The organism is Shigella sp. FC1967, from assembly GCF_001743005.1.
Lineage (GTDB): Bacteria > Pseudomonadota > Gammaproteobacteria > Enterobacterales > Enterobacteriaceae > Proteus.
Genome location: NZ_MIIZ01000867.1, coordinates 1 through 2,385 on the forward strand (window position 1 = coordinate 1; position 2,385 = coordinate 2,385).

A 2,385-nucleotide genomic window follows, 5' to 3' on the forward strand; every position below is an offset into this window, starting at 1 on the left:
TGATAATTGTTTAGATTTACTTACGTAACCGAACATTAGTGATCGTATGATTTTGACCTTTGGTTAGTATTAGACTTGCTCTTTCTTTTGTTGGCAAAATGTTCTGTTTCAAATTCAAACCATTAATTTCTTGCCAAATAGAAGACGCTATTTCAATAGATTCTTCTCTGCTTAATTTAGAGTAATTATTAAAAATACGATTCAGGATCCGTAAATGCACCTTCTCTAAATTTTAAAAAGCGACTGATATACCAGTGTCTTAGCAATGCTTCTTCAGCATCAACATAAATGGAAAAATCGACATAATCTGATACGAAAACATTATGTGGATCATGAGGATAATCCTGATTGCTCTGTAATACATTCAATCCTTCAAGGATTAAAATATCAGGTTGTTCTATAACCTGTTTTTTGTCTGGAATGATGTCATACACTAAATGAGAATAGACAGGGGCAGTGACTTGTTTTTTACCCGATTTTATATCAGAAACGAAAGAGACAAGACTATGCATATCATAGGATTCAGGAAATCCTTTTTTTTTTCATTATCCCGCGTTTCTTTAATTCTGCATTAGGTAAAAGAAAACCATCAGTAGTAATTAAATCAACTTTACGATGTTCTGGCCAACGGGTTAAAAGTGCTTGCAACAAACGGGCTGTGGTACTTTTACCGACAGCAACACTACCCGCTATACCAATAATATAGGGGATTTTGGCGCTTCTTGTTCCAAGAAACTGCTCTAAGACCGCTTGACGACGCAAGTTAGAACTTATGTAAAAATTGAGTAATCTTGAAAGAGGAAGATAAATCTCAATTACATCATCAATAGAAATTTCTTCGTTAATCCCTTTTAAATCAGTAATTTCTTTTTCGGTTAGCGTTAAAGGAACGGAATCTCTTAACGTTGCCCAGTGCTTTCTGTCAAACTCTAAATAAGGGGTTATAAAGCGTTCTTTGTTATTCATAAGCCAACATCTGCCTAATATTCGCAGGTTGGACAGGCTGTTTAAAACACCCGTATCCGATAAAAAATAAACAGCATCATAACGAGTGATGTCTCTTAGGCGTAGTATATTTTTTAAATTTTTTCTACTTTTTTTGACACGAACTGAATAAATCTATAAAAAAAAGTACAAAAAACACTCATGAAAAATAATTTTTTAGCGTAAACTAAGAAAATTATAATTAATTTTTTTCTAAAATTTATTGATGGTTAATAAATTTGGGACTGAATAGCTAAATTAGCTTGCTAATCTATCATGAATTTTTGTTGGCATTTTGGTCGTTTTTTTCCTAAAAAATCAACAATCCAATCAAAAATGAACAAAATCTAAGCAAAAGAACAAATATCGCAATTTTTTTGTTGCATCATGATGAAAGTCCTCCTAGAATGCGCACCACTTAGCCGGCATAGCTCAGTTGGTAGAGCAACTGACTTGTAATCAGTAGGTCCCGAGTTCGACTCTTGTGCCGGCACCATTAAAAATTAGGTTTGGTGGGATACCCAAGCGGCCAAAGGGAGCAGACTGTAAATCTGCCGTCACAGACTTCGAAGGTTCGAATCCTTCTCCCACCACCATTAATTCCTAACTTAAGTGTTTTAAATTAGTAAACACTTGAGTAGAATACAAAGCTGATTTTAAGTCAGGTAGCCGAGTTCTGCGGGCATCGTATAATGGCTATTACCTCAGCCTTCCAAGCTGATGATGCGGGTTCGATTCCCGCTGCCCGCTCCAGATGTGCTGATATAGCTCAGTTGGTAGAGCGCACCCTTGGTAAGGGTGAGGTCGCAGTTCGAATCTGCCTATCAGCACCACTCCTTCATGTTCTTGCCTCCCTGATTAAAATCTTAACAAGCACTAGCAAATCGCTAATTTACTTACTGCTTGGTTGATGTGGTGTAACCACCGATTCCGTGTCTTAGAGGGACAATTTAAATGTCTAAAGAAAAATTTGAACGTTCAAAACCGCACGTTAACGTTGGTACTATCGGCCACGTTGACCACGGTAAAACAACTCTGACTGCTGCAATCACTACAGTTTTAGCTAAAACTTACGGTGGTGCTGCTCGTGCATTCGATCAAATCGATAATGCGCCAGAAGAAAAAGCGCGTGGTATCACCATTTCTACTTCGCACGTAGAATACGATACTCCAACTCGCCACTACGCACACGTAGACTGCCCAGGTCACGCCGACTATGTTAAAAACATGATCACGGGTGCTGCGCAAATGGACGGCGCTATTCTGGTAGTAGCAGCAACTGATGGTCCAATGCCACAAACACGTGAGCACATCCTGTTAGGTCGTCAGGTTGGTGTTCCTTACATCATCGTATTCCTGAACAAATGTGACATGGTAGATGATGAAGAACTGTTAGAATTA

The 2,385-nt window shown here is 38.1% G+C and carries 1 protein-coding gene, 4 tRNA genes and 1 pseudogene; 5 read left to right on the top strand and 1 reads right to left on the bottom strand.

The window, feature by feature from the left end; all coding sequences use genetic code 11:
- Positions 1 to 16: 16 nt before the first annotated feature.
- A pseudogene (gene coaA / locus BHE89_RS14885) lies at positions 17 to 966 on the bottom strand (type I pantothenate kinase).
- A gap of 439 nt (positions 967 to 1,405) precedes the next feature.
- Here coaA and BHE89_RS14890 point away from each other — a divergent pair.
- From BHE89_RS14890 to BHE89_RS14910, 5 genes are all read left to right on the top strand, one after another.
- Positions 1,406 to 1,480, top strand: a tRNA-Thr gene (locus BHE89_RS14890).
- Positions 1,481 to 1,495: 15 nt separating this feature from the next.
- A tRNA-Tyr gene (locus BHE89_RS14895) sits at positions 1,496 to 1,580 on the top strand.
- An 82-nt stretch (positions 1,581 to 1,662) separates the two neighbouring features.
- Positions 1,663 to 1,737, top strand: a tRNA-Gly gene (locus BHE89_RS14900).
- 5 nt (positions 1,738 to 1,742) lie between these two features.
- Positions 1,743 to 1,817 (top strand) — tRNA-Thr (locus tag BHE89_RS14905).
- A 121-nt stretch (positions 1,818 to 1,938) separates the two neighbouring features.
- A partial coding sequence (locus BHE89_RS14910; RefSeq protein ID WP_128860596.1) for a GTP-binding protein occupies positions 1,939 to 2,385 on the top strand: 447 nt, incomplete at its 3' end.